The organism is Kluyvera sp. 142486 (assembly GCF_046569695.1).
In the GTDB taxonomy this organism is placed as follows: Bacteria; Pseudomonadota; Gammaproteobacteria; order Enterobacterales; family Enterobacteriaceae; genus Kluyvera.
In genome coordinates, this window is the sequence record NZ_JBKHUI010000008.1 from 85125 (window position 1) to 110736 (window position 25612).

The 25612-nt window shown below is 56.7% G+C and carries 23 protein-coding genes; 9 read left to right on the forward strand and 14 right to left on the reverse strand.

The window, feature by feature from the left end; genetic code table 11:
• Positions 1 to 46 precede the first annotated feature (46 nt).
• From ACLGE8_RS10920 to dhaK, 6 genes are all read right to left on the reverse strand, one after another.
• Positions 47 to 1918 carry a flagellin gene (locus ACLGE8_RS10920; protein WP_410998449.1) on the reverse strand — a complete coding sequence of 624 codons (1872 nt, stop codon included), beginning with the start codon at positions 1916 to 1918 and terminating at the stop codon, positions 47 to 49.
• 110 nt (positions 1919 to 2028) lie between these two features.
• The gene (locus ACLGE8_RS10925; protein ID WP_410998450.1) at positions 2029 to 2406 is read right to left on the reverse strand and encodes a hypothetical protein; all 378 of its coding nucleotides are present in this window, start codon (positions 2404 to 2406) and stop codon (positions 2029 to 2031) included.
• Between the two features lie 113 nt (positions 2407 to 2519).
• A complete protein-coding gene (locus ACLGE8_RS10930) occupies positions 2520 to 4178 on the reverse strand; it encodes a glycerone kinase (RefSeq protein ID WP_410998451.1) in 1659 nt (552 codons plus the stop codon).
• Between the two features lie 79 nt (positions 4179 to 4257).
• The gene (gene dhaM / locus ACLGE8_RS10935; RefSeq protein WP_410998452.1) at positions 4258 to 5670 is read right to left on the reverse strand and encodes a dihydroxyacetone kinase phosphoryl donor subunit DhaM; all 1413 of its coding nucleotides are present in this window, start codon (positions 5668 to 5670) and stop codon (positions 4258 to 4260) included.
• Positions 5671 to 5689: 19 nt separating this feature from the next.
• Positions 5690 to 6322: a dihydroxyacetone kinase subunit DhaL gene (gene dhaL / locus ACLGE8_RS10940; RefSeq protein ID WP_410998453.1), complete on the reverse strand. Its 633-nt coding sequence runs from the start codon at positions 6320 to 6322 to the stop codon at positions 5690 to 5692.
• A gap of 11 nt (positions 6323 to 6333) precedes the next feature.
• Positions 6334 to 7404 (reverse strand): dihydroxyacetone kinase subunit DhaK, encoded by a 1071-nt coding sequence (dhaK, locus tag ACLGE8_RS10945; RefSeq protein ID WP_410998454.1) that lies wholly within the window; start codon positions 7402 to 7404, stop codon positions 6334 to 6336.
• Between the two features lie 597 nt (positions 7405 to 8001).
• On the opposite strand from dhaK, the gene ACLGE8_RS10950 reads away from it, so the two are divergent.
• Both ACLGE8_RS10950 and dhaR read left to right on the forward strand, forming a co-directional pair.
• Positions 8002 to 9102 carry a glycerol dehydrogenase gene (locus ACLGE8_RS10950; protein WP_410998455.1) on the forward strand — a complete coding sequence of 367 codons (1101 nt, stop codon included), beginning with the start codon at positions 8002 to 8004 and terminating at the stop codon, positions 9100 to 9102.
• Between the two features lie 139 nt (positions 9103 to 9241).
• On the forward strand, positions 9242 to 11167 hold the full coding sequence (gene dhaR, locus ACLGE8_RS10955; RefSeq protein ID WP_410998456.1) for a dihydroxyacetone kinase operon transcriptional regulator DhaR: 1926 nt from the start codon (positions 9242 to 9244) through the stop codon (positions 11165 to 11167).
• Here the strand turns inward: dhaR and ACLGE8_RS10960 are convergent.
• The 4 genes from ACLGE8_RS10960 to ACLGE8_RS10975 all read right to left on the reverse strand — a co-directional run bounded on the left by ACLGE8_RS10960 (position 11145) and on the right by ACLGE8_RS10975 (position 13759).
• On the reverse strand, positions 11145 to 11693 hold the full coding sequence (locus ACLGE8_RS10960) for a cob(I)yrinic acid a,c-diamide adenosyltransferase (RefSeq protein WP_410998457.1): 549 nt from the start codon (positions 11691 to 11693) through the stop codon (positions 11145 to 11147). The two genes, dhaR and ACLGE8_RS10960, sit on opposite strands and share 23 nt — an antisense overlap.
• A gap of 2 nt (positions 11694 to 11695) precedes the next feature.
• Positions 11696 to 12061: a glycerol dehydratase reactivase beta/small subunit family protein gene (locus tag ACLGE8_RS10965; protein WP_410998458.1), complete on the reverse strand. Its 366-nt coding sequence runs from the start codon at positions 12059 to 12061 to the stop codon at positions 11696 to 11698.
• A 68-nt stretch (positions 12062 to 12129) separates the two neighbouring features.
• Complete coding sequence (dhaT, locus tag ACLGE8_RS10970; protein WP_410998565.1) at positions 12130 to 13293, reverse strand: 1,3-propanediol dehydrogenase; 1164 nt, start codon at positions 13291 to 13293, stop codon at positions 12130 to 12132.
• Between the two features lie 37 nt (positions 13294 to 13330).
• Positions 13331 to 13759: a GlcG/HbpS family heme-binding protein gene (locus ACLGE8_RS10975; RefSeq protein ID WP_410998459.1), complete on the reverse strand. Its 429-nt coding sequence runs from the start codon at positions 13757 to 13759 to the stop codon at positions 13331 to 13333.
• Positions 13760 to 14153: 394 nt separating this feature from the next.
• Between ACLGE8_RS10975 and ACLGE8_RS10980 the strand changes: the two genes are divergently transcribed.
• The 6 genes from ACLGE8_RS10980 (at position 14154) to ACLGE8_RS11005 (ending at position 20345) form a co-directional block, all read left to right on the forward strand.
• Positions 14154 to 15821 carry a propanediol/glycerol family dehydratase large subunit gene (locus ACLGE8_RS10980; RefSeq protein ID WP_410998460.1) on the forward strand — a complete coding sequence of 556 codons (1668 nt, stop codon included), beginning with the start codon at positions 14154 to 14156 and terminating at the stop codon, positions 15819 to 15821.
• A gap of 13 nt (positions 15822 to 15834) precedes the next feature.
• Positions 15835 to 16425: a propanediol/glycerol family dehydratase medium subunit gene (locus tag ACLGE8_RS10985; protein ID WP_410998461.1), complete on the forward strand. Its 591-nt coding sequence runs from the start codon at positions 15835 to 15837 to the stop codon at positions 16423 to 16425.
• Positions 16422 to 16853: a diol dehydratase small subunit gene (locus tag ACLGE8_RS10990; RefSeq protein ID WP_410998462.1), complete on the forward strand. Its 432-nt coding sequence runs from the start codon at positions 16422 to 16424 to the stop codon at positions 16851 to 16853. The genes ACLGE8_RS10985 and ACLGE8_RS10990 overlap by 4 nt, the downstream gene beginning before the upstream one ends.
• Before the next feature lie 12 nt (positions 16854 to 16865).
• A complete protein-coding gene (locus ACLGE8_RS10995) occupies positions 16866 to 18692 on the forward strand; it encodes a diol dehydratase reactivase subunit alpha (protein ID WP_410998463.1) in 1827 nt (608 codons plus the stop codon).
• Positions 18693 to 18815: 123 nt separating this feature from the next.
• Positions 18816 to 19943: an alkene reductase gene (locus ACLGE8_RS11000; protein ID WP_410998465.1), complete on the forward strand. Its 1128-nt coding sequence runs from the start codon at positions 18816 to 18818 to the stop codon at positions 19941 to 19943.
• 30 nt (positions 19944 to 19973) lie between these two features.
• Complete coding sequence (locus tag ACLGE8_RS11005; protein WP_255581173.1) at positions 19974 to 20345, forward strand: ArsR/SmtB family transcription factor; 372 nt, start codon at positions 19974 to 19976, stop codon at positions 20343 to 20345.
• Between the two features lie 20 nt (positions 20346 to 20365).
• Here the strand turns inward: ACLGE8_RS11005 and ACLGE8_RS11010 are convergent, their stop codons facing one another.
• The gene (locus tag ACLGE8_RS11010; protein WP_410998466.1) at positions 20366 to 21190 is read right to left on the reverse strand and encodes a hypothetical protein; all 825 of its coding nucleotides are present in this window, start codon (positions 21188 to 21190) and stop codon (positions 20366 to 20368) included.
• A gap of 4 nt (positions 21191 to 21194) precedes the next feature.
• A complete protein-coding gene (locus tag ACLGE8_RS11015) occupies positions 21195 to 22100 on the reverse strand; it encodes a LysR family transcriptional regulator (protein WP_410998467.1) in 906 nt (301 codons plus the stop codon).
• 172 nt (positions 22101 to 22272) lie between these two features.
• Between ACLGE8_RS11015 and ACLGE8_RS11020 the strand changes: the two genes are divergently transcribed.
• Entirely contained in the window at positions 22273 to 23022 is a 750-nt protein-coding gene (locus ACLGE8_RS11020; protein ID WP_410998468.1) for an SDR family NAD(P)-dependent oxidoreductase, read from the forward strand.
• Positions 23023 to 23102: 80 nt separating this feature from the next.
• On the opposite strand, the gene ACLGE8_RS11025 is transcribed toward ACLGE8_RS11020, so the two are convergent.
• Positions 23103 to 25031, reverse strand: coding sequence for a putative bifunctional diguanylate cyclase/phosphodiesterase (locus ACLGE8_RS11025; RefSeq protein WP_410998469.1), 1929 nt, complete (start codon positions 25029 to 25031; stop codon positions 23103 to 23105).
• 17 nt (positions 25032 to 25048) lie between these two features.
• Complete coding sequence (locus ACLGE8_RS11030) at positions 25049 to 25543, reverse strand: molybdopterin-dependent oxidoreductase (protein ID WP_410998470.1); 495 nt, start codon at positions 25541 to 25543, stop codon at positions 25049 to 25051.
• Positions 25544 to 25612: the final 69 nt, after the last annotated feature.

Genomic DNA, 25612 nt, shown 5'->3' on the forward strand with positions numbered 1-25612 from the left:
CTTTTTACAGAATAAGTCAACAGAACATCAGAAGAAGAAACAGCTATTACCCCTGTAATAGTGACAGCACCGCCTCGGGGAGATGGTTAGATTTTGACAGCACGGAGTTGCCCGCCTGTTGCAGAATCTGCGCCCGGGACATCTGCGATACCTCTACGGCGTAGTCCGCGTCTTCTATGCGTGAACGCGCAGTGCTAAGTGCGGCAGAGGTGCCAGTTTGTACGTTCTGTACGGACTCCAGACGGTTCATGGTCGCGCCGAGCTGGCTGCGGCGCTGATCGACGCGGGCAATGGCAGCATCAAGTGCGGCCAGCGGGTCCTCAGGGTGGCGCAGACGCACACCATCGCCGGTCTCCTTGAGGCTGATGGTCGTCCAGCCTTTTTCGCCATCGGTGGTAGCGCTGTAGCTGTTCGGATAGTAAATCTGGATTTCACCGCTGCCGTTGAGGGTTTTCATCAGCAGTGAACCGTCACTTTGCTGTACCAGGGTCGCAGTTTTGTTACTGTCGCCCAGGGTCATGACATAATTGCCTGTAGCATCGCGGCTCAGCACGCTGTTGAAGGTCTGACCGGCGTTGTCGGTATAGTTCAACTGCATTTTGTCGGGGTCAATGGTGACGAAAGAGGTCCCCGCGACGGTTTTCACGTCGGTAAAAGCATTTTGCGGCAGCGCGCTGTTGGCTTGCACGGAGACGCTGGTGGTGTCGCCGTCGCTCTGCAGTGCGACTGAGGCGCTGAAGTAGCGAAAATCGCCGCCACCGTTGTCTACCTCCAGATAGTACTGGCTACCGTTTCTCATTAATCGGGCGTTGCCTGAAATATCTGCACCGCTGCTGTCCAGCAATTTCGGGGTGACTGTGGTCAAATCCACGGCAGGCGTGGAGGTGACCACAACCGGTGCGTTCAGGGTAGTCAGCGCCGTTGGGTCGGTCATTCTGGCCTGCATGCTCCCCGTCGGCCCCCAGCTTAGCTCTGCGGCAAAATAGTCGGTGCCCTGTTGGATATAGTATTTCCCATCGCTATTAACCAGTGTAGCGGGAGTGATTGGCGTGTTAGCGTCATCGCGGAAGGTCAGCCCCGACAAGGCACGAGCGGAAAGCGCGGAAACGCTGGTATAAAGTGGCCCGGAGGTAGCGGTAACGTTCACCTCCGCTGAACTGGTGGCGGTGGTGTAGGTTGCGCCGTAGGTTGCCGCAAGATAGGCATTCTTGCCCTGTGCATCCGTACCCTGAATATAGAGTTGCCCACCCGTGCTGCGAACCAGATGCGGGGAGGTCAGTTGGTTTCCAGTGGCATAACTTATGCTGGTTGCTGCGCTGGTTAAGTCAATATTGTTGCTGCTGCCCACAAGCTGGTCGGTAGGGGTAACTTTACCGCTAAGCCCGCGAATGACGAGATCGTTCAGACCCAGTTCATCCACGCTAAAGCCCGGTTTACCGAGGAACAGGCCCATCGTCTGGTTATCGTTGCTGCCGACCTGCACGGAAACGGTGCCGGCGCTGCCGTCTAGGACGTTCTTACCGTTAAAGCTGGTCTGTTCGTTGAGGCGGGCAATCTCTTTCAGATTGAGGTTAATCTCTGACTGAATGCTGTCGGCATCTTCCAGCGAGTAGGTTTCGCTTAGCGACTGGACGGAAAGCTCGCGGATTCTCTGCAAGCGCTGGTTGATTTCACTCAGCGCGCCTTCCGCCGTTTGCGCCATCGAACGCCCGTCGCTGGCGTTTCGTTTCGCCTGCAAGAGCCCGGCAATCTGGCTGTTCATGCGGTTGCTGATGGCTTGGCCTGCGGCGTCATCTTTGGCGCTGTTGATGCGCAGCCCCGAGGAAAGGCGTTCAATGGATTGCTGAAGCACGGAGCCACTTTTTAACGCGTTTTTTTGTACGACCAGAGTATTGATGTTGGTATTGATCCCTGCCATCTTGCGCCCGCATTTTTATTTTGCTTTTCCTATATATCGTCACGATAGGCTAAATATTTAGCAGAAATAGCACCATCGTGTGGCAGGCGGTCGCATCTCCTTACGGAAGGTTAAAAACAGCCATTCTGGGTGATATTTTTTCCGACCATCACCACCTTCTGGCTGGTGGGGTCGACGTTCAGCACCACCGAGCGGATTTGCGGGCAGACCACCTCCAGGCTCTGTTTGTCGCACGATGTCTGCAACCATTGATGGTTACCGTCCTCGGTGCTGACGAGATGGCGCTCGGCGTAGGGGCTACAGGTGTACCCGCGCTGGGTGACGGCGGCGCGAGCAGCGTCAAGGCTCATACCCACGACGTGCAGTTCATCAACCTCTTTGGCGTGGGCGCTCTCTGAGACGCGGCTTAATACGCAGCCTGTCAGCAGGCTGGTGATAAAAAACAGAGCGAACGGCGGGAAAAGCGGGCGCAGGTAGCGGTTGGGCATTGGTTAACGGTGTCGGTTGTTCAGGGTGACTTCATCATTGTTCGCCGCGGCGGGTTACGCAACCCTAATTCAAAAAAATGCCCGCGAGTTATCGCGGGCAACTGGTCGAACGGTTAGCCGCGTGGGCGTTGCGCCAGGGCTTTAAATACCATCGCAATGGCATGGGCGCCGGGGTCCATATTACCGGCGAGGCTGTCGCTGTTAAGGTAGGAAGCGCGGCCCGCATTGGCTTTGGTGGCGTGGCTGGTGGCGTCGGCGCCCGCCTGTGCGGCGCGGTAGGCGGCATCGAGGTCGCCTGGCTGTTGCGCCAGTGCGTCCAGCGCCGGCTGCAGGGCATCAATCAGCGTACGATCGCCGAGGTCAGCACCGCCGTAAAACTTCATCTGCGCCAGCCCGGCCTGCAGGGCGGCAACCACCGGTTTGCCTTCGTGGATAGCCTGCCCGGCGGCGGTGAAGAAGATAGACATCAGCACGCCGCTGGAGCCGCCCATTACCACGGTTAACCGTTCGCCAATCAGCCCGCACAGCGTCTCAAGCTGAGCCAACGGCAGCTGGTGGTCGTGAAGTAGACGGGCAATTTCACGCGCTCCGGCGGCGAAGGTTGAACCGGTATCGCCATCGCCCACTTTGGCATCCAGCGCGTTCAGGCAGCTTTCCAGGTCGGACAGCGTGGCGGTTACCGTCGCAATATAGTCTGCAACCTGCGCATCTTCCGACGGCGTAAAGGCCACGCGGGCGCTCTTTATATCACACGGCATGGTGGTCTGCGGGCGCAGGCGCACCGGCGGTAGCCAGCCGGCGGTTCTCACCTCCGACAGCAGCGCTTTTTCGACGCTCTCTTCCATCACCATCGCGGTAATCGAAAAGCCTTTCATATCGAGTGCGCTGACCAGTGGAGCAGGGCCAATCAGCCAATCGCAGCGTGAAGCTAACGCGCTGGAGGCCAGTTCACGGGTGAGGATTGCCATCTCGGTCACCGAGCCACCTCCGAGGTTGTTGAGCATCAGCAGCAGACGGCCGGTGGCCGGTAACGCCGCGCTGAGCTTTTCGACCATCAGGTGCACGAGCTCGGCGCTGTTTTGCGTGTCCACCACGCTAACGCCGGGCTCGCCGTGGATCCCCATTCCCAGCTCGGCTTTGCCGGGGAAGTGGCGCACGCCGTCCTGCGGGTCGCCGGGCAGATGACAGCTTGCCAGCGCGACGCCAAGGCTGAACACGCGGGACATCGCCAGACGCGCTTCCCGGGTGACGGTGTCCAGGTTGCTGCCCATTTCCGCGAAGTAGCCCGCAACCTTATGGATAAGGACAGTGCCCGCAATGCCGCGCGGGTGCTTGTTGTCCGGCAAGGAGATATCGTCGCCGACGATGACCATCTCGACTTTGTAGCCCAGACGACGGGCTTTTTCCGCGGCAAGGCCGAAGTTTAAGCGGTCACCGGTGTAGTTTTTGACAATCAGCAGGCAACCTGCATCGCCGGTCACCGCCTGGATGGCGGTCAGCACGGCGTCCACGCTCGGGGAGGCAAAGAGGTCGCCGCAGACCGCCGCCGTGAGCATCCCTTTGCCGACAAAGCCCGCGTGGGCCGGTTCATGACCTGCGCCGCCGCCGGAAATCACCGCCACCCGGGATTTAACCAGATCGCGCCGGACCACAATACGAATCGCCGGATCGCTTTCCAGACGGGCAAGGTTGTTCCACGGGCTCGCGATGATCGCCCCTTCAATAGCGTCATTCACGAGGTTTTCGCGTTGATTGTAGAAAAATTGCGACATAACAGATTCCTGAGCTTAGGGTGTGACACCCCTGCATGGCGAGCCGTGCAGGGCGTGTCCGGGAGTGAAAAAAAGGATATTAGGGTTGGGTTAGCGTGAGCTTGTCGCCGTTTTGCCGCCCGGCAAAGGCGTCGCCGAGTTGGCAGCGCCAGGGAATGCCCGCCGTCTGGGCAATGATGGCACCGTGGGCCAGCGGGCTGCCGTCGCGCAGGCAGATGGCGGCGGTTTTCGTCGCATCCAGTTGCAGGACGACCGACGGGTAGAGGTTATCGGCGATGAGTATCGTGCGCTGCGACAGGTGGGGTGCGCTGTCGACGGCTCCGGCCAGGTGTCCCAGCGTACGATGCAGAATATCCTCAATATCGATATAGCGTGCCTGAAGGTAGGCATCGTCCAGCGACTGGTACTGCTGGCTGAGGGCGCTCATCACCTGTGACCAGGCCCACTCGGCGCAGCAGTTCTGCTGCTGCAGTTCTTCACGGACGCTGTTCAGCAGTTCCGGGTCATCAAGCAGGGTATGCTGACCGAAGAAAATGGCGGCAATCTCTTCTGAGTACTTGTCGGCTGCCAGCGCGGCGAGTTCCAGCAGATCGTCCAGCGTATGGCTGACCGCCATTTTCAGACGCCGAAACTCGGCCTCCGGACTTTCTACGGGTTCACGTTCGAGCGGAAACACGGTGGGCTGATAGTGCAGCACCACGCCGCTGAGGGTGCCATGAAGCGCTGGTGCGTTCACCACCGTCGGGGCGTTAACGACCTGACGCTCGCCAAAATGGTCGTCTGCCAGCGCCTGAAATGCCGCCAGCGCCTCTGCGGCTTCCGGGCCTTTGGCAATCAGGCGGATGCGGTCATTGCATCGCACCTTCAGCAGGGCTATCTGATTAAGGCTGTCGGGCTTCACGCACTTGCCGTCTTTTTCCAGCAGCAGCTCGGCATTAAACCCGGCGAGCCCTTCGACCAGACGGGCGGCAGGGCGCACGTGCAGACCGTGAGGATTCGCTATTTCGACGGTCACCGACTGCGCGCCGTCAGACTCGTCGGTTTGCCGCGCCGACGGGTCGTGATACTCCTCCTGCGCCGGAAAACCGAGCTGGACGCGTTTGGCTTGCAGGGCGCACTGGGCGTCGGCAATCACCTTCTCGATGCCTGCACCGCTGGCGGCGCTCACCGTGGCGGCCAGCGCCCCTTCCACCAACGGTGCCGGACACAAATGTACCTTCGCGGCAATATCCGGGTCCAGCAGGTCGAGCGCGGTTTCCGCGCTCAGCAGCGCGCTACCAATATCCATCAGCACCAGAATATCGTCGGTGTCGGCGACCGAGATGATGGCCTCCATCACCTTGATAGGGTCGGTGCCAATCGGGCTATCGGGGTCGTCAATACCGGCGGCGATGGCGAGCTGGCAGCCATCCCCCCTTAACATCTGTCGGGCGAGCTCCCCGACCCCCTGGCCCAGTTGGGCGCTGTGAGACACAATGACCAGATTTACCATCGCCTTATCCTTTCTCTACTTATGCGTTAGCCGCAGCGGCCAACATTTGCACCATAAACAGGGCGGAAGTGGCTCCCGGATCCTGATGACCGATGCTGCGCTCACCCAGATAGCTGGCGCGGCCTTTGCGTGCCTGCATGGTGATGGTAGCCTGGACCGCCTGCTGAGCCACCTCACAGGCGGCGTCGAGCGCGGCGGTGATTGACAGATTCTGTTCGCTGGAGCGCTGCAGAGCGTCGGCCACCGGCAGCCAGACGTCGCACATGGTTTTATCACCCCGTTCGGCTTTGCCGCGGCTGACGACGCCGTCAGTCCCTTCGCGGATCATCAGGTAAAGCTCTTCCAGCGAGAGGTTCTGGCGCGCCTGCGTTACCTGGGCTGCGCGAATAAAGAAGGTGCCAAACAGCGGGCCGCTGGCCCCGCCGACGTTGGAGAGCAGCACCATGCCGGTGTTTTTTAAAATAAAGCCAATGTCTTTGTCGGCAATCGACGGCAGCTTTTCCACCACTTTACTGAAGCCACGGTGCATATTGAGCCCGTGGTCGGCGTCGCCGATTTCGCGGTCGAGCCCGGTGAGAAAATCACACTGGGTGGTAAAGGTTTCGCCGCAGCGGTACAGCCAGTCGACAATCGTATCTCTGTTCAGTGACATTGCAGATCTCCTTAGTGACCCCAGTTGAGAGCAGGGGTGTGAACCGGGGCATCCCACAGGGCGAGGGTATCCGCATCCACGTTTAGCAGGGTGATGGAAAAACCGGTCATATCGAGGGAAGTACACCAGGAGCCGACCAGCGAACGTTCAATGGTGATACCCGCATCGGTACAGAGCGTTTCCAGGCGGTTATAGACGCCATACAGCTCGGAAAGCGGAGTCGCGCCGAGGTTGTTGACCAGCGCAATCACGCGGTCGCCTTTCTGCAACGCCCGTTTGGACTGCGTCACTTCCTGCCAGCAGCCTTTGATTGGGTCCCACTGGCGCAGGGTACGGCTGTACTGACCGTTTTCCAGCAGGGTGGCGAACATGGCGTCGACGGTGTCGTCCAGCGAGGTGAAGGGGCGGCGGTCAATGCCCGGTTCCCCGTGGATGCCCACGCCAAACTCCATTTCGTCATCGTTGAGTTCAAACGACGGTTTACCCGCGGCCGGAACGGTACAGGCACCCAGCGCGATGCCAATGGAGTGGCCCTGGTTGTTGAGCTGACGACCCAGACGGGCGCAGGCTTCCAGGCTATCGCCACGTTCGGCGGCCGCGCCCATCAGCTTTTCAATCAGCACGGTATTGGCCACGCCGCGTCGACCGGCGGTGTAGAGGCTGTCTTTTACCGCCACGTCGTCATCGATCACAACGGTAGTGACCTTCACGCCGCTTTCGTGCAGCAGCTCGGTGGCGGTTTCAAAGTTCAGCACATCGCCGGTGTAGTTTTTAATAATCAGCACCACCCCTTCGCCGCCGTCGACGTGCATGGCGCATTCGAAGATTTTATCCGGCGTCGGTGAGGTGAAAATCTCGCCTGGACAGGCGCCGCTCAACATCCCGGTGCCGATAAAGCCGCAGTGCATGGGTTCATGACCGCTACCGCCACCGGAGAGCAGGGCGACCTTGCCCGCGACCGGCGCATCGGCTCGGGTGAGATAAACCGGATCCTGATACAGCTTCAGTTCCGGATGCACTTTGACCAGTCCCGCCAGCTGTTCTGCCAGGACATCTTCCACACGGTTAATCAGTTTTTTCATTATGTGTACTCCGCTGGATATTTTGTGGGCCGCTCGTCGAGCGACTCCCCTGTAGGGTTCCGGCTGCGGTAGCGTAAATACCGATACCGTGGCCGATGAGTGAATTCTCGCCTGGTGGGAAAAAAAGAAAATCCCCGTCGCCGTCGGTTTCATCCCGGAACAAAAATTGCCGTAAATGTTCCATAGTGAAACGTATTTTGCCGGTGAATGGGAAAAATGAGAGCTGATGCAGGCTTCTTAGCCACCGCATAGGCCGGCGGCGTCTCGGGCTGAACGGCGGTGCTATTTTTTTTTGTTCATCAGGGGCAGAATAGGCACGGAATAGACATATTGAACTGGTGAATAGTGTGAACGCGGCGCGGATCTGGATCGCAATCCGGGCGGCATTGCCGAAGAGGTGTTTCGTTATGGAACGAAATATTTTAGAAGGCGTTTCGTAGTGGAACCAAATAACCCAACATTCTTTTGCCAGGCACCCGCTTTACAGTGATGTCACCGCGTCGGTCGTGCTCAACCTCTCGTTGGATTGCGTTGCCAGCAGGAGCGAGCCACACCTGACGTCATCATGGAAACGAGTTCAATGTGAGGGTGTAGAGAATGCTACAAGTTATTCAGTCTCCGGCAAAATATCTTCAGGGTCCTGATGCATCTGCGTTATTCGGTCAGTATGCCAAAAATCTGGCGGACAGTTTTTTTGTGATTGCCGACGACTTCGTGATGAAGCTGGCCGGAGATAAAGTACTGAATGGTTTGCATGACAACGGTATCAGCTGCCATGCCGAGCGTTTTAACGGCGAATGCAGCCACGCGGAGATCAACCGCCTGGGCGCCATCGCCAAGCAGAAAGGCTGCAAAGGCGTGGTGGGGATTGGCGGCGGGAAAACCCTCGATACGGCGAAAGCCATCGGTTATTACCAGCATCTGCCGGTGGTGATTATCCCGACTATCGCCTCTACCGATGCACCAACCAGCGCGCTGTCGGTGATTTATACCGAATCCGGCGAGTTTGAAGAGTACCTGATCTATCCGAAAAACCCGGACATGGTGGTGATGGATACGGCGATTATTGCCAAAGCGCCGGTGCGTTTACTGGTCTCCGGGATGGGTGATGCGCTGTCGACCTGGTTTGAAGCGAAAGCCTGTTATGACGCTCACGCCGTCAGCATGGCCGGCGGTCAATCGACGGCGGCGGCGTTAAGCCTGGCGCGTCTGTGCTATGAAACGCTGCTGGCGGAAGGTGAAAAAGCGCGTCTGTCCGCCGAAGCGGGCGTGGCAACCGTGGCGCTGGAACGCATCGTAGAAGCCAATACCTATCTCAGCGGCATCGGCTTTGAAAGCAGCGGCCTGGCGGCGGCGCACGCTATCCATAATGGGTTCACCATTCTGGAAGAGTGCCACCACCTGTACCATGGGGAAAAAGTGGCCTTTGGTACGCTGGCGCAGCTGGTTTTACAAAACAGCCCGATGGATGAAATTGAAACCGTGCTCGGCTTCTGCCAGAAGGTAGGGCTGCCGGTAACGCTGGCGCAGATGGGCGTGAAGGACGGCATTGAGGAGAAAATTCTCGCGGTGGCGAAAGCTACCTGTGCAGAAGGGGAAACCATCCACAATATGCCGTTCCCGGTTGACCCGCAGAGCGTCTGCGCCGCGATTCTGGCGGCCGATCGTTTGGGCGCTCAGTGGCGCTCCACTCACTAAGCGTTATCGCTGACCGGCCCCCCGGTCAGCGCACCACAAGCGTTGTGGTTATCCCCCGGGCCGGCTGTTTCTGGCACCGGGGGTTGTTGTTTTATGGATGTGCCGCGACCGGCACGTAATTAAGGGAGTTATAGCCGCTATGTCCACGCAGAACGCGCAACCTGAGCAGGCGTTGAGCTCATTTATCGCCCAGTCCTGGCACCGCTGCGGCAAGATGATGCAGCGCGAGACCTGGACCACACCGCATCAGGCGCAGGGGCTGACGTTTGCCTCCATCAGCCGTCGCAAGACCGCGCTGCTGACCATCGGCCAGGCGGCGCTGGAGGATGCGTGGGAGTATATGGACGGTCGCCCGTGCGCGCTGTTTATCCTTGATGAGTCGGCCTGTATCCTGACCCGCTGCGGCCACCCGGAGACGCTGGCGCAGCTTGATGCGCTGGGTTTCCTGGCCGGGAGTTACTGCGCGGAAAGCATTATGGGAACCTGTGCGCTGTCGCTGGCTTCAATGGTGGGGCAGCCGGTGAAAACCAGCGGAGAGCAGCACTTTAAGCAGGCGCTCTTCCCGTGGACGTTTTGCTCGACGCCGATATTTGATAATCATGGCCGTCTTTCCGGCTCTATTGCCCTGTGCTGTAAAGCTGAACACACCAGCGCCGCCGACCTGTCGCTGACGCTGGCGATGGCCCGCGAAGTGGGTAACTCGCTGCTCACCGATAGCCTGCTGGCGGAGTCTAATCGCCACCTCAATCAGATGTATGGCCTGCTCGAAAGTATGGACGACGGGGTAATGGCGTGGAATGAAGCGGGGGTATTACAGTTTCTTAACCCTCAGGCGGCGAAGCTCCTGCATCTGGACGCGCAGGCCTGTCAGGGCAAAAACATTGCCGATCTGGTGATTCTTCCGGCGCTGCTGCGCCGCGCCATCAAGCACGCTAAACCGCTCAGCCACGCCGAGGTGGCCTTTGAAAGTCAGCACCAGTTTGTGGATGCGGTGATCACCTTAAAGCCCATCGTCGAAGCGCAGGGAACCAGCTTTATCCTGCTGCTCCATCCCGTTGAGCAGATGCGTCAATTGATGACCAGCCAGCTTGGCAAAGTGGGCCACACCTTTGCCCAGATGTCGGCCGACGATCCGGAAACCCGCCGTCTGATTCACTTTGGCCGTCAGGCGTCGCGCGGCAGTTTCCCGGTGTTGATGTGCGGTGAAGAAGGGGTGGGCAAAGAGCTGATAGCCCAGGCGATTCATAACGAAAGCGAACGTGCCGCAGGGCCGTTTATCGCCGTTAACTGCCAACTGTATGCCGATAACGCGCTGGGGCTGGATTTTATGGGCAGCACGGCCACCGAGGAAGAGAACGGGCGGATGAGCCGTCTGGAGCTGGCCTCCGGCGGGACGCTGTTTCTGGAAAAGATTGAGTATCTGGCCCCGGAGTTGCAGTCGATCCTGCTGCAGGTGATCAAACAAGGCGTGGTGACGCGACTTGATGCCCGCCGGCTGATCCCGGTGGATGTGAAGGTGATCGCCACCACCACGATGGATCTGGGCAATCTGGTGGAACAAAACCGCTTTAGCCGCCAGCTGTATTATGCGCTGCACTCGTTTGAAATCAGCATTCCTCCGCTGCGTGAGCGCCGCAACAGCATTCCGTCGCTGGTGCACAGCCGCCTGCGCACGCTGGAACGCCGCTTTTCATCGCGGTTGAAGGTGGATGATGACGCGCTGGCCCACCTGGTGGCCTACTCCTGGCCGGGTAATGATTTTGAGCTTAACAGCATCGTTGAGAATATCGCCATCAGCAGCGAGCACGGGCATATCCGCCTGAGCAATCTGCCGGGCTGGCTGTTCCGCGAGCATCCCGGCGTGAGCGGCAACAGCGCGTTAATTCCGGCTAGCATGAGCATTTCGGCGATGGAAAAAGAGGCCATTATTCATGCCGCCCGCGTGACCAGCGGGCGGGTGCAGGAGATGTCCAATTTGCTGAATATTGGCCGCACCACGCTTTGGCGCAAGCTCAAGCAGTTTGATATCGACGTGGGCCAATTTAAGCATCGGTCTCAGGATTAACCGCCGTGTCGGCCTCGCTTTCGGCAACTCGCGCCATGGCGAAAAGCGCGTCCGACAAACGGTTGATATAGCTTTTTAACGCCGGGCGTAAAGGCGTCAGACGATCCATGGCAACCAGCGTGCGTTCAATTTGCCGGGTTTGGGTACGCGCCACGTGCAAATGCGCTGACGGCAGATTTTTTCCGGGGATCACAAAGGCTTTCAGCGGGCCGGTGAGGGCCATATGGTGGTCAATCTCCCCTTCGAGACGGGCAATATCCGCGTCATCGATCAGCAGATTGAGCCGGGTTAAACCGCGTGCGTCGCAGGCCAGTTCAGCGCCCACCACGAATAGCTCCTCCTGAATGCGGTGCAGCGTCAGCCGCAGCGCCGGATTGCCGCTGGCGGCATAGCTCACGCCTAACAGTGAAATCAGCGTATCTATGCTGCCATAGGCTTCTACACGAATATCGTCTTTCTCAATCCGGCTGCCGCCAAACAGCGCGGTGGTGCCGTTGTCACCGGTGCGGGTATAGATGCGGTACATGATTATTCGACCTCGGTTAGCGGTAGCGTTTTGACCAGTTGGCCCGCGTTAACGCCAAGATTACGCCACTGCGTTTTGTTACTGGCGGCAGGAAGATGGCGCAGCGCTCTGCCCGCAGGATACTGGGCATGGGTCAGCGCCACGTCGCCGCTGGCGGTCATGCCAATGCCGATACGCAGCGCTGAGTGCTGGGCGGCGTTGCGTGCTAGCGCTATGGCATCGTTTTGTTCATCGCAGGGCAGCGCGCGGCACGGTACCCCCTGTTCCTCCAGCCCGAGGCTTATCTGGCGCAGGGCTTCGCTCGGTTCCTGTGAGGGGTGATAAAACAGATGCACGGCGGGTGATGCCGGGACGCCGGGATTTTGCATTGGGAACTCCATGCGGATGAACGCTAAAAAAAGCGGGCACAGGGCCCGCCGGTGGGGGATTGCACGAATCAGAAGGCCTGACGGAAAATCTCAACGATCTCTTTTTCGTTGCCTTTACGCGGGTTGGAGAAAGCGTTGCCATCTTTCAGCGCCATTTCAGCCATGTACGGGAAGTCGGCTTCTTTGACGCCCAGGTCGCGCAGATGCTGAGGAATACCAACATCGTTGGACAGACGCGCGATGGCGTTAATGGCCAGTTCGGCGGCGTCCATGGTGGACAGTCCGGAGACGTTTTCACCCATAAAGGTGGCGATATCGGCAAATTTTTCCGGGTTGGCAATCAGGTTGTAGCGGCAGACGTGCGGCAGTAAAACCGCATTAGCGACGCCGTGCGCCATATCGTAAAGCCCGCCTAGCTGGTGGGCCATCGCGTGAACGTAGCCGAGGTTGGCGTTGTTAAACGCCATGCCGGCGAGCAAAGAGGCGCAGGCCATATTTTCGCGAGCTTTCAGGTTGGTGCCGAGCGCAACGGCCTGACGCAGGTTGCTGGCAATCAGCTTGATGGCCTGAATGGCCGAGGCGTCGGTGACTGGGTTAGCGTCTTTGGAGATATACGCTTCCACGGCGTGGGTCAGGGCATCCATCCCGGTAGCGGCGGTCAGACCGGCAGGTTTACCGACCATCAGCAGCGGGTCGTTGATCGACACCGACGGCAGGTTACGCCAGCTGACAATTACAAACTTCACTTTGGTTTTGGTGTTGGTCAGCACGCAGTGGCGGGTCACTTCGCTGGCGGTACCGGCGGTAGTGTTGACCGCAATGATGGGCGGCAGCGCATGGGTCAGGGTTTCAATACCCGCATAGCTGTAAAGGTCGCCTGGGTGGGTGGCGGCAATCCCGATACCTTTACCGCAGTCGTGCGGGCTGCCGCCGCCAACGGTGATGATCATGTCGCAGCCTGCTTTCTGGAAGACGGCCAGACCATCGCGCACATTAGTGTCTTTCGGATTCGGTTCCACGCCGTCAAAAATGACCACCTCAATGCCGGCTTCACGCAGATGTTTGACCGTCTGATCGACCGCGCCGTCTTTAATCGCCCGCAGGCCTTTGTCGGTCACCAGCAGGGCTTTTTTGCCGTTCAGTAATTTGCAGCGCTCACCGACAACGGAGACGGCGCCGGGGCCAAAAAAGTTCACATTTGGAACAAGAAAATCATACATACGTTCGCTCATCATAAATCCTTGAAATGGGGTTAAGAAATAGTGTGAATTAAATCTGTTGGAAATAAGTTAATGCCGCCATAGCTATTTCCATATCCTGTTCTACGGTGCCGCCACTGACGCCAATAGCGCCAATCACGTTATTGTTTTCAATAATCGGAAAACCGCCGCCGAAAATAACAATGCGCTGCTGATTGGTGAGCTGCAAACCATAAAGTGACTGGCCGGGTTGTACGCTTTCGGTAATTTCATGCGTTGCCTGTTGTAAGCAGCATGCAGTCCAGGCTTTATTCAGTGAAATCTCACAGCTGGTAATAAAGGCATCATCCATCCGCTGCATCAGCAGAGGGTTTGCGCCGCTATTGACAACGGAAATAACGACCGGGACATTGATTTCAATCGCCTTTTTCTCGGCCTTTGCCGCCATGGCTTGTGCCATGGCGAGGCTTACGGTGGCACGGGGTAGACTCTTTTTCATCAGAACTCCTGAACGCATCAGCAGATTGTTAATGGATGTGGCATTAATTTAATAAAACTTTAATTCATGGTGGATTAATAGACTGAAATGGCGTTAATCCTTTGGTGTTATTTTTGCCTTAAAAAATATTAAGTCAATGCGGTAGAAAATCACCGGTAGCGAATATTTGTGGCGTTATCGTGGATATTTTTGATTTGAGCGCGGTTGGGTGTCACATTTGCTTATTTATCTGCATTATTAGGTTTCACACTGAAACGCATTAAATAAATAACGTCTCAGAATGGAACGTTATTTATTTAATTTTATTCTGACCGCGGGCCCTTTAAGTTGCCGGTAACTCTCACCCGTAACCCAACGTGCGGGTGCCATTTTTACACTTACGAGCCTGAGCAATATGAGACGATCAAAACGATTCGAAGTCCTCGAAAAGCGGCCGGTTAACCAGGATGGTTTGATAGGAGAATGGCCCGAAGAGGGGCTGATAGCGATGGAGAGCCCGTGGGACCCGCCCTCCTCGGTAAAGGTTGAAAACGGCCGCATTGTGGAGTTGGACGGTAAAACCCGAGCCGACTTTGACATGATTGACCGGTTTATCGCCGACTACGGCATTAACGTGGCGGAGGCGGAACGCGCGATGGCGCTCGACGCCTTAACCATCGCGCGCATGCTGGTGGATATCAACGTCAGCCGCGCCGAGATTGTGAAAGTCACCACGGCGATCACCCCGGCGAAAGCCGTCGAAGTGATGGCCCACATGAACGTGGTGGAGATGATGATGGCGCTGCAAAAGATGCGCGCCCGCCGTACGCCGTCGAACCAGTGTCACGTCACCAACCTGAAGGACAACCCGGTGCAAATTGCCGCCGATGCGGCAGAGGCGGGAATTCGCGGCTTCTCCGAACAGGAAACTACCGTTGGGATTGCCCGCTACGCACCGTTTAACGCGCTGGCGCTGCTGGTGGGTTCGCAGTCCGGCCGTCCGGGGGTGTTAACCCAGTGTTCGGTAGAAGAGGCGACGGAGCTGGAGTTGGGGATGCGCGGCTTGACCAGCTATGCGGAAACCGTGTCGGTGTACGGCACCGAAGCGGTATTTACCGACGGCGACGATACTCCGTGGTCGAAAGCCTTCCTTGCCTCGGCCTATGCCTCTCGCGGCCTGAAAATGCGCTACACCTCGGGCACTGGCTCAGAGGCGCTGATGGGCTATTCCGAAAGCAAATCCATGCTGTATCTGGAGTCGCGCTGCATCTTTATCACCAAAGGCGCGGGGGTTCAGGGGCTGCAAAACGGCGCCGTGAGCTGTATCGGCATGACCGGCGCGGTGCCGTCGGGCATTCGTGCGGTGCTGGCCGAAAACTTGATTGCCTCGATGCTCGACCTGGAAGTGGCCTCCGCCAACGACCAGACCTTCTCCCATTCTGATATTCGCCGCACGGCGCGCACCTTGATGCAGATGCTGCCGGGAACCGACTTTATCTTCTCCGGCTATAGCGCGGTGCCGAACTACGACAACATGTTTGCCGGGTCGAACTTCGACGCCGAAGACTTCGATGATTACAACATTTTGCAGCGTGACCTGATGGTCGACGGCGGCCTGCGCCCGGTGTCGGAAGCGGAGACCATCGCCATTCGCAACAAAGCGGCTCGCGCCGTGCAGGCGGTCTTCCGCGAACTGGGGCTGCCGCCGGTCAGCGATGAAGAGGTCGCGGCGGCGACCTACGCCCACGGCAGTAAAGATATGCCGCCGCGCAATGTGGTGGAAGACCTCAGCGCGGTGGAAGAGATGATGAAGCGCGAGATTACGGGGTTGGATATCGTCAAGGCGCTGAGCGTAAACGGTTTTGATGATGTGGCAGACAATATTCTCAACATGCTGCGCCAGCGCGTTACCGGGGATTATCTGCAAACCTCCGCCATTCTTGACCGCGACTTTGAAGTGGTGAGCGCGGTGAACGACGTCAATGATTACCAGGGCCCAGGCACGGGCTATCGGCTCTCCCCGGAGCGTTGGGAAGAGATTAAAAACATCGCCACGGTGATCCAGCCGGACAGCATTGAGTAAGCGGGGCAAACAGATGGAAATGAAAGAGAAAAAAGCGCCGGTGTTCACCCTGAAGCTGGTGGAGAGCGGTACGGCACGCGTCGGCGAACGGGCCGATGAAGTGGTGATTGGCGTGGGGCCAGCGTTCGATAAGTTTCAGCATAAGACGCTTATCGACATGCCGCACAAGGCGATTATCAAAGAGCTGGTGGCCGGGGTCGAGGAAGAGGGGCTTCACGCCAGAGTGGTGCGGGTCCTGCGCACCTCAGACGTCTCGTTTATGTCCTGGGATGCCGCCAACCTTAGCGGTTCCGGTATCGGTATCGGCATTCAGTCCAAAGGGACGACGGTGATTCATCAGCGCGATTTACTGCCGCTCAGCAACCTTGAGCTGTTCTCCCAGGCGCCGCTGCTGACCCTCGAGACCTACCGCCAGATTGGCAAAAACGCTGCCCGCTATGCCCGTAAAGAGTCGCCATCGCCGGTGCCGGTGGTCAATGACCAGATGGTCAGGCCGAAATTTATGGCCAAGGCGGCGCTGTTTCATATCAAAGAGACCAAGCATGTGGTGCCGGATGCCAAACCCGTCACCCTGAATATTGAGATTATCCGGGAGGAAAAATGACCGCTCATACCACGATGACCGCCGCGGATTACCCGCTGGCTACCCGCAGCCCAGAGCGCATTCAGACCCCAACCGGCAAACCGCTGACCGATATTACGCTGGAAAATGTGCTCGCCGGGAAGATTGGGCCGAAGGATGTGCGTATTTCGCGTGAGACCCTGGAGTATCAGGCGCAGATTGCCGAGCAGATGCATCGCCATGCCATCGCCCGCAACCTGCGCCGGGCGGGGGAGCTTATCGCCATTCCCGATAGCCGGATCCTCGAAATTTATAATGCGCTGCGCCCGTATCGCTCCACCGTGGAGGAGCTGCTGGCAATTGCTGATGAGCTGGAAACCCAGTACCAGGCGACGATCAACGCCGCGTTTATCCGCGAGTCGGCCGAGGTTTATCGCCAGCGCGATAAGCTGCGCAAGCAGGACGTATAGGGGCAACAGACGATGGCATTGATTGCGGGCATTGATATTGGCAATGCCACCACGGAGGTTGCGCTGGCGGAGATAACCGACCAGGGGAAACGCTTTCTCTCCAGCGGCATTGTGCCCACCACCGGCACTAAAGGGACGCGGGATAACATCAGCGGCGTAATGGCCTCACTTCAGCAGGCGCTGGAGAAGGCGGGCAGGCATCAGCGGGAGGTGACGCGGGTCTGCCTTAACGAAGCCGCGCCGGTGATTGGTGATGTGGCGATGGAAACCATCACCGAAACCATTATCACCGAATCAACCATGATTGGTCATAACCCGCAAACGCCCGGCGGGCAGGGGCTGGGGGTTGGCACCACGGTTCGTCTGGCAAACCTCGACGCGCTGACGCCGGAGCAGTACGCCAGCGGCTGGATCCCGCTGGTGGACCGCGAGGTGGATTTTATGGACGCGGCCTGGCAGTTGAACGAGGCGCTGGCGCGCGGCATTAACGTGGTGGCGGTGATCCTCCAGCAGGATGACGGGGTGCTTATCCATAATCGTTTGCAGCGAACCCTGCCGATCGTCGATGAAGTGACGCTGATTGACCAGGTGCCGGAAGGGGTGCTGGCGGCGGTGGAGGTAGCGCCCACCGGGCAGGTTATCTCGCTGTTGTCGAACCCCTACGGTATCGCCACCTGGTTTCATCTCACTCCGGATGAAACGCGGATGATTGTGCCGGTGGCCCGAGCGCTTATCGGCAACCGTTCGGCGGTGGTGCTCAAAACGCCGCAGGGGGACGTGAAGTCGCGGGTGATCCCGGCGGGGCATATTACGGTGTGTGGTGAGAAACGCAGCGTTCAGGCCGATGTTGCTAGCGGCGCCGAGGCGATTATGCAGGCGGTCGCCGGGTGCGCGCCGATCCGCGATATTCGCGGTGAACCGGGCACTCACGCCGGGGGGATGCTGGAGCGGGTGCGCCAGGTGATGGCATCGCTTAGCGGCCACCGCACTGACGAGGTGTTTATCCAGGATTTACTGGCGGTGGACACCTTTATCCCCTGCAAAGTCCAGGGCGGGTTGGCCGACGAGTTCTCGATGGAGAATGCTGTGGGTATTGCCGCGATGGTGAAATCCGACCGCCTGCAAATGGAGGTGATCGCCCGTGAACTGAGCCAGCGCTTAGCGACGCAAGTAGAGGTGGGGGGCGTGGAGGCCAATATGGCGATTACCGGCGCGCTAACCACGCCCGGCAGCGACACGCCGTTGGCAATCCTTGACCTCGGGGCGGGCTCCACCGATGCGGCAACCATCAATGCCGCTGGGCAGATCAACGCCGTGCATCTGGCGGGGGCGGGCAATATGGTCAGCCTGCTTATCAAAACCGAGCTTGGGCTCAGCGACCTGCATCTGGCGGAGGAGATCAAAAAGTACCCGCTGGCCAAAGTAGAAAGTCTGTTTAGCCTGCGCCATGAGAACGGCAGCGTGGAGTTTTTCCGCGAGCCGCTCAGCCCGGCGGTATTTGCCAAGGTGGTGTATATCAAAGAGGGCACGCTGATGCCGATTGAGAGCCAGACATCGCTGGAGAAAATTCGCCGGGTCAGGCGTCAGGCGAAAGAGAAAGTGTTTGTCACCAACTGCCTGCGGGCGCTGAGGCTCGTCTCCCCCGGTGGTAATATTCGCGAGATTGCGTTTGTCGTGCTGGTGGGCGGGTCGTCGCTTGATTTTGAGCTGCCGCAGCTTATCACCGATGCTTTATCGCACTACGGCGTGGTGGCCGGGCAGGGGAATATTCGCGGTACGGAGGGGCCGCGTAATGCGGTGGCGACCGGGCTGGTTTACCGCTGCGCTCCCGAAGACTAATCTTCCCTTATTCAAATATCGAAATATATAAATATTGCAATGTTTCGATGTTAGGCATAGGCTTTGTTTCATCATCGGCAGGCACCGTTGCCTGCCAGAGCGTCTATCAAGATGGAATATGTCATGGAAAATACTGCACTTTTTACCCCGTTAACCCTGGGTGCCTTCACGCTGAAAAACCGCATTGCGCTGCCGCCGCTGACGCGCTCACGCAGCAGCCAGCCGGGCAATGTTGCCAACGATCTGATGGCGGAATATTACGCGCAGCGCAGCAGCGCCGGGTTTATGGTCAGCGAAGGGACGCAGATTGAACCGCGTGGTCAGGGCTACGCGTGGACGCCCGGTATCTACACGCCAGAGCAGATAGCGGGCTGGAAAAAAGTGACCGAGCGGGTGCACCAGCAGGGCGGCGTGATTTTTGCCCAGCCCTGGCACGTGGGGCGAGTCTCTCATACCTCTCTGCAACCGGGAGAAGGAGCGCCCGTGGCGCCGTCGGCGATTCCGGCGACCAATGTGAAAGTGTTTATTGAAACCGGGCCGGGGACGGGGGCGCTGGCAGAGCCATCTGCACCGCGTGCGCTGAGCACCGTTGAAGTGCGCGAGCTGGTGGCGCTGTACGCTACCGCCGCGCGCAACGCGATAGCGGCGGGCTTTGATGGCATTGAGCTGCATGCCGCCAACGGCTATCTGATTAACCAGTTTATGTCGGTGCATACCAACCAGCGCGACGACGTCTACGGCGGTTCGCTGGATAACCGACTGCGTTTTCTGCGTGAAGTGACTCAGGCGGTGATTGAGGTCGTCGGCAAAGCACGCGTCGGGGTTCGCTTTGCGCCGCTGTTTGAAAGCACATCGGAGGACCGCGTCTACCTCGGTCTGGTGGAGCCGGACCCGTTTACCACCTATATCGCAGCGGCAAAACAGCTCAACCAGCTAGGGATTGCCTATCTCTCTATCGCCGAAGCGGATTGGGATAACGCGCCTGACCTGCCGGCAGAATTCTGCCGCGCGCTGCGTGAAACCTTCGCTGGAGTGCTGATGTATGCCGGGAAATATACCGCTGAGAAGGCGAAGCGGATGCAGCAAGCCGGGCTGGCGGATTTGTTCGGTTTTGGCCGTACCTTTATCGCCAACCCGGACCTGCCCGCGCGCCTTGCTAACGGCTGGCCGCTGAACCCGGCGGACCGTAACACCCTGTTTGGCGGTAGCGCTGTCGGCTACACCGACTATCCAACGTACAGCGCGAACTAAGTGGTCTGCGGGCGGCATCCGTCGCCCGCATTGACATTTAACGGCGCGCTGCCTAATGTACCGTCCAACTCCATTACCGTAGCCAGCCTGATGCCGCTAAATACCGACGATATTTTGAAAGCGATTTCCAACCCGACCCGCCGGGAGATCCTGCACTGGCTGCGCGACCCTGCCGCGCATTTCGCCGGGTATCCGCATCTGCTGGACCCGCAGCAGGACGGCGTCTGCGCCAGCTTTATCCAGGAGAAAACGGCGCTATCGCAGCCGACCATCTCTTCACACCTCAGCAAGCTGCAAAAAGCCGGGCTGCTGACCAGCAAAAGAGTCGCCACCTGGACCTATTTCAAGCGCAATGAACAGGTTATCGCTCAGTTTTTGAGCGAGCTGGAGCAGTCGCTGTAAGCCATATTATTATTCGGGGATTAATCGTTTTTGATGCTGCTCATAAATCCCCATTTCGTATTTAACGAGCAAAGATAACTCACTGGCAGTAATTTGATTTTCTGGTCAACAAACTTGCCACGTCTAATCGATTCTTTAATATCGGGCAGCAGGAACACGATCTTCATGTTGCTGTAGGCCAACGATTTCATATCCTCGGCGTTGGATAAACCGCAGACAAAGGTATTAAATATCGAGCCTTTATCTCTTAATAATTGGCCAATATTTAAGGTCAGTATCTCGGTCTCAAGAGGGTTAAATCCGGTGGCGGATAAATCCTGTAACCTAAAGTCAGGTGCAAACTGATAGGTTAGTGTATTGCCGTCAATGGTGTAACCTGAGAGAACAAAGTTGATCTCTTTCTTGCGGTTATAGTTGGATATTTCCCCGACGTTAAACGACCTACCGATGCTGGATTGAGATGCCGCTTCGATGCGTGTTAATGCCTCATGGGTTTGTGCCCGGTATTTTTGCGACTCGCTATAATTAATATAACCCTTAATGCCAAAGAAGACTGCTAGCCAAAGCAGTGGCGCCAGCACCAGTCCGCTGATGATTTTTACCATTAATCGCGTTTTGTTCCGGGTGCTGTCGCTTTGGGGGAACTCAAGCCATTCGTTTTTCTTTTTATTCAATAACCATTTTCGCTTAGCTTTTTTTAGGTTGTACTCATTCTCCCACTCTTGTTCCTGTTTCTCATTCATTGAATAACCCTTAAACCAGCAGCGATAGGGGTTTATTTTATATTGAATGGAGATATTTCTAATATGGCGTTTATCTGATAATACCTGACCATTCTGTTGCATAACGCTACGCGTTTAGCGCAGCCGGAAAGGCCTCCTGTAGCCATGTAGTAAAAACCCGCAGCCGCGATGGAACATAGCGGTTCTGCGCGTAGACCACGTGGAAAGGATAGGGGGCCGGACGCCACTCGCTTAAAATCTCCACTAACTCCCCGCAGGCTAACGCCTGGCGCAGCGAATAAGAAAACGTCTGCACAATCCCGAGACCCGCCTGGGCGGCGGCGATATGTGCGTTGCTTTCATTAATGCCGAGATGATGTTCGGCCTTTATCTCAATAGGTTGACCATTCTGCATAAAGCGGAACGGGAACGCCCGCCCGCTGGCTGGCGATAAATAGCTGATAAGCCGATGCCCGTTCTTCAGTTCGTCCGGATAGGCGGGCGTTCCACAGCGTTTAAGATAGCCGGGGGTGGCGCAGGTGATAAGCGCCGCTTCGCCAAGTTTTCGGGCGATAAGCGTGGAGTCTTCCATCGGTCCGCCGCGGATCGCGCAGTCGATATTGCCGCCGATCAGATCCGAGGGTTTATCGGCAACCAACAGGTCAATGCGGATATCCGGGTAAGTGACCATAAACTCGGCCAGCAGCGGTATCAGCACATCCCGCGCGGTTGAACCGCCAACGGCGATGCGCAGATGCCCTTTGGGCTTGGTGCTGGAGGTTTTAAACGCGCTATCGATCGCGTCCAGGTCCGCCAGAAGCTGGCGCGCCTTTTCATAGTACTCCAGCCCCTCCGGCGTGACGGTTATTCGCCGCGTGGTGCGCTGTAGCAGGCGAGTGCCGAGATGAGCCTCCAGCAGTTGAATCGTTTTGCTGAGCGTGGCATTCGGCATGTTCAGCGAGTCCGCCGCGCGGGTAAAGCTGTTGGCCTCGACCACGCGGGTAAACACTTTGAGGGCTAGAAATTGGTCCATTATTCGATTTTCCCCGGTAATCGGTTGCCATTATTTATGCTGGTGAATAGTGTTTTTCATTTTGCCCTATTTTTCTGCCCCTGTGATGCACGTTAGAGTGATTTCCGAGCTTAGCAGCCAGTTAATCGCTGCAACTAAATGATTCTATTAATCTATTTTAAGGATGTGCATCATGAGCAAAAAATTAGCGGAAAAAATCGCATTGGTTACCGGCGGCAGCACGGGGATTGGCCTGGCCTCAGCACAGGAACTGGCAGCGCAGGGCGCGAAAGTGTACATCACCGGTCGTCGCCAGGAAGAGCTTGACGCCGCAGTGGCCTTAATTGGGCCATCGGCGAAAGGCATTCGCGCTGACGCTTCCATCCTGAGCGATCTTGATAGTGTGTTTGCCACCATTGCCAGCGAATCTGGCAGACTGGACGTGCTGTTCGCTAACGCCGGTGGTGGCGACATGATGCCGCTGGGGGCGATTACTGAAGAACATTTCGACCGTATTTTTGGCACCAACGTGCGCGGCGTGCTGTTCACCGTACAGAAGGCGCTGCCGCTGCTGACTCAGGGGGCGTCGGTTATCCTGACCGGTTCAACCGCCGCGGTGAAAGGGACCGCCAACTTTAGCGTCTATAGCGCCAGCAAGGCCGCGGTGCGCAATCTGGCGCGCTCATGGGCGCTTGACCTGCAGGGGCGTGGTATTCGGGTGAATGTCGTCAGCCCAGGCCCGGTCCGCACGCCGGGTCTCGGCGGGCTGGTGCCGGAAGAGCATCGACAGGGGCTGTTTGATGCGTTGGCCGCTGGAGTGCCGCTGGGCCGTCTGGGGGAACCGGAAGAGGTGGCGAAAACCGTCGCTTTCCTGGCTTCCGACGACGCGAGCTTTATTAATGCTGCAGAAATTTATGTTGATGGTGGGTTGGCGCAGATTTAATGGGGAACGTGCGCCGGGTTCCGTTCGGGCCCCGGCGTCGCGTTTGTACCGTTGCTCGGCCGGGCTACGGACAGTGCGCACTATCCGTAGCGGATTTTCCCATCAACATAAGGTTGAGGCTTACTAAACAGATAGCCTTGGGCGAAATCGCAGCCCAAAGCCTGAAGGTTTTCCAGCTGCTCCTGCGTTTCAACCCCTTCCGCTACCGCTTTCATACTGAGGGATTTCGCCATCCCGGTGATGAGTTTGATGATATTCAGCGCATCTTCTTGCGTCGATATCGAATGGACAAAGGACTTATCAATTTTGATTTTATCGAAAGAAAGCCGACTCAGTCGCGCAAGGGAAGAGTAGCCGGTGCCAAAGTCATCGATGGAGATTTTCACGCCCAGGGCTCTGAGTTTGTTAAGAGTATTCATCGGCGTGCTGCTCTCGGTAAAGAGGGCAGACTCCGTAACTTCCAGCTCAAGACGATCGGCTGAAAGCCCGGTCTCTTTCAAAATGGACAGTACGATCCCCACAAAGCCTTTACAGCTCAACTGCACCGGCGAGACGTTAACTGATATTTTAGCCGGAACCGCCCAGGAGGCCGCTTCCCGGCAGGCCATTTCGAGTACCAGCTTGCCCATTTCGTTAATCATGCCTGTTTTTTCAGCAACCGGAATAAAGCTATCCGGCGGCATGAGACCCTTACGCGGGTGTATCCAGCGTATAAGGGCTTCATAGCTGTAAATTTCCCGGCTGAACGAGTCGACAATCGGCTGGTAATAGACCACGAATTCTTTATTGGCTAAGGCCAACGCCATATCGTGCTCAAGCGTTCTGGTTTCTTGTAGCTGATCCAGCATGCGTTGGCGGAAGACTTTTATCTTCCCGGTACCGGCATTTTTCGCTTCATAAAGCGCCAGATCGGCGAACTTGTACAGATAGTCGGAGCGGCGTTCAGTGTCGGAGATAACAATACCCACACAGGTAGTGATATTAATAATCGCGTTATAAATGGTGTAGGTCTGATTAATGACATCGCATATTTTCTGGGCGCGCGAAACCGCGCTGCTCTCCGTCAGACCACGCGCGAGAAATGCAAACTCATCGCCTCCCAGGCGATAAAGCGTATCCGAACTAAATTTCAGCGACATCAGCCTTTCGGAAATCTGCCTTAATAACATATCCCCAGCATCATGACCGTAGGTGTCATTTATCTCTTTGAATCGGTCTAAATCAAACAGCATCACCGTGACCGAGTCATGGTTTTTTTCTGCGATCTCAATGGTGTTATTTAAATTCCACCAGAATAGCTGACGGTTATTCATCTCGGTAAGAGAGTCATGGTAAACGTCATACTCCAGTTTGGCATTCTGGGTTTGTAGCTTTTCTTTCGATTTCTGCAACTCTTCCGCCAGGCTCTTAACCTGGAGGTGCGCCTTGAGGATATTTCTATTCTGAATAAAGCTCAGCATGCCGAGGATGGCGCTCAGTATTATCAGCAGTACGGACGTTGTGGAATAGACATAGTAGAGCGTCTGAATTTTGAGGTTGGCGATATTTACCGAGTTAACGTCTTTGTCTAATGCTCCGGATGAAAAACGACTGAGCGGTACATCAAGCGTATGCATTGTTTTCAGATAAGCCTGAAGTTCTGGACGGTCCATGGTTTCAAGATGAACGTCCAGATATTTAAGGGTGTTTTGAAGCTTCAGGGCCAGGTCTCGATGCGTTTTATTGCCCTCAATGTAATGCGCCAAATCACCTTCTTTTAGTAAGTCGCTCTGGCTGAGCATGATGTCGAGGCGAAGACGTACCTCATCAAGCTTCATCGTCTCATCAATAGCGTAAAGGCTGACCGATGACTCAAATCGATAGTATTCAGATACCACCTGCGCGGCAGACCACGAGTTGGCGTAGTGCGTCAGACTCTGTAGCTCCTGTTGCTTTTCATGCACCAGGTAAGAGACATACCCGGTAGCGATAAAAAGGGAGAAGATAATGCCAGCCAGTATTCTGTTCATAATGCTTATCTGAACCCTTACTCAATACTCATTCTGCTGACCTGCCATGCCGATCTTGAATAATAGACCTGGTTATTCAGCTCAGGGATGCTGTCATAAGGATACACAATGAATAATGGGCCTTTGTCACGGATACGCATATATTCTCCGTTAACTTTAACCGCAAGGATAACATTGTATTTTTTGAAATCACTGAGCGGGATAATGGTCGTGTAGTCGTTGAGCGCAGTGACCTTAACCACAGAGCCTTTTGCTCCGACAGAGTCCATCAGTTTTTGCAGCGGGATACCCGTAAAAGTCGTGCGCCCATTATACCAGGGCGTAGTGGTCTGGAAGGTGACAGTGCCCAGTTTCTCGAGGCTAGCGAGATCAAAAACGGCTTTGCCGTCTGCATTTTTATTCTCGATATTACCGGACATCGTTAAAAGCACCTTGCCGGTGGGTTTGGCAAGTTCACCCGCCCAGGCCTGCGTGGCGACGACAACGCTTAACAACATGACAATTAACCGCATTTTACTCTCACTTCTCTACCGGATGTTGCAGAAGTATAATTTAGTTATCATGTCATTTATATATGTTGC

Bases quoted from the DNA above. Each gene is read 5' to 3' on its own strand.
- ACLGE8_RS10920 (WP_410998449.1), bottom strand. From the start codon at position 1,918: ATGGCAGGGATCAATACCAACATCAATACTCTGGTCGTACAAAAAAAC.
- ACLGE8_RS10925 (WP_410998450.1), bottom strand. From the start codon at position 2,406: ATGCCCAACCGCTACCTGCGCCCGCTTTTCCCGCCGTTCGCTCTGTTT.
- ACLGE8_RS10930 (WP_410998451.1), bottom strand. From the start codon at position 4,178: ATGTCGCAATTTTTCTACAATCAACGCGAAAACCTCGTGAATGACGCT.
- dhaM (WP_410998452.1), bottom strand. From the start codon at position 5,670: ATGGTAAATCTGGTCATTGTGTCTCACAGCGCCCAACTGGGCCAGGGG.
- dhaL (WP_410998453.1), bottom strand. From the start codon at position 6,322: ATGTCACTGAACAGAGATACGATTGTCGACTGGCTGTACCGCTGCGGC.
- dhaK (WP_410998454.1), bottom strand. From the start codon at position 7,404: ATGAAAAAACTGATTAACCGTGTGGAAGATGTCCTGGCAGAACAGCTG.
- ACLGE8_RS10950 (WP_410998455.1), top strand. From the start codon at position 8,002: ATGCTACAAGTTATTCAGTCTCCGGCAAAATATCTTCAGGGTCCTGAT.
- dhaR (WP_410998456.1), top strand. From the start codon at position 9,242: ATGTCCACGCAGAACGCGCAACCTGAGCAGGCGTTGAGCTCATTTATC.
- ACLGE8_RS10960 (WP_410998457.1), bottom strand. From the start codon at position 11,693: ATGTACCGCATCTATACCCGCACCGGTGACAACGGCACCACCGCGCTG.
- ACLGE8_RS10965 (WP_410998458.1), bottom strand. From the start codon at position 12,061: ATGCAAAATCCCGGCGTCCCGGCATCACCCGCCGTGCATCTGTTTTAT.
- dhaT (WP_410998565.1), bottom strand. From the start codon at position 13,293: ATGAGCGAACGTATGTATGATTTTCTTGTTCCAAATGTGAACTTTTTT.
- ACLGE8_RS10975 (WP_410998459.1), bottom strand. From the start codon at position 13,759: ATGAAAAAGAGTCTACCCCGTGCCACCGTAAGCCTCGCCATGGCACAA.
- ACLGE8_RS10980 (WP_410998460.1), top strand. From the start codon at position 14,154: ATGAGACGATCAAAACGATTCGAAGTCCTCGAAAAGCGGCCGGTTAAC.
- ACLGE8_RS10985 (WP_410998461.1), top strand. From the start codon at position 15,835: ATGGAAATGAAAGAGAAAAAAGCGCCGGTGTTCACCCTGAAGCTGGTG.
- ACLGE8_RS10990 (WP_410998462.1), top strand. From the start codon at position 16,422: ATGACCGCTCATACCACGATGACCGCCGCGGATTACCCGCTGGCTACC.
- ACLGE8_RS10995 (WP_410998463.1), top strand. From the start codon at position 16,866: ATGGCATTGATTGCGGGCATTGATATTGGCAATGCCACCACGGAGGTT.
- ACLGE8_RS11000 (WP_410998465.1), top strand. From the start codon at position 18,816: ATGGAAAATACTGCACTTTTTACCCCGTTAACCCTGGGTGCCTTCACG.
- ACLGE8_RS11010 (WP_410998466.1), bottom strand. From the start codon at position 21,190: ATGCAACAGAATGGTCAGGTATTATCAGATAAACGCCATATTAGAAAT.
- ACLGE8_RS11015 (WP_410998467.1), bottom strand. From the start codon at position 22,100: ATGGACCAATTTCTAGCCCTCAAAGTGTTTACCCGCGTGGTCGAGGCC.
- ACLGE8_RS11020 (WP_410998468.1), top strand. From the start codon at position 22,273: ATGAGCAAAAAATTAGCGGAAAAAATCGCATTGGTTACCGGCGGCAGC.
- ACLGE8_RS11025 (WP_410998469.1), bottom strand. From the start codon at position 25,031: ATGAACAGAATACTGGCTGGCATTATCTTCTCCCTTTTTATCGCTACC.
- ACLGE8_RS11030 (WP_410998470.1), bottom strand. From the start codon at position 25,543: ATGCGGTTAATTGTCATGTTGTTAAGCGTTGTCGTCGCCACGCAGGCC.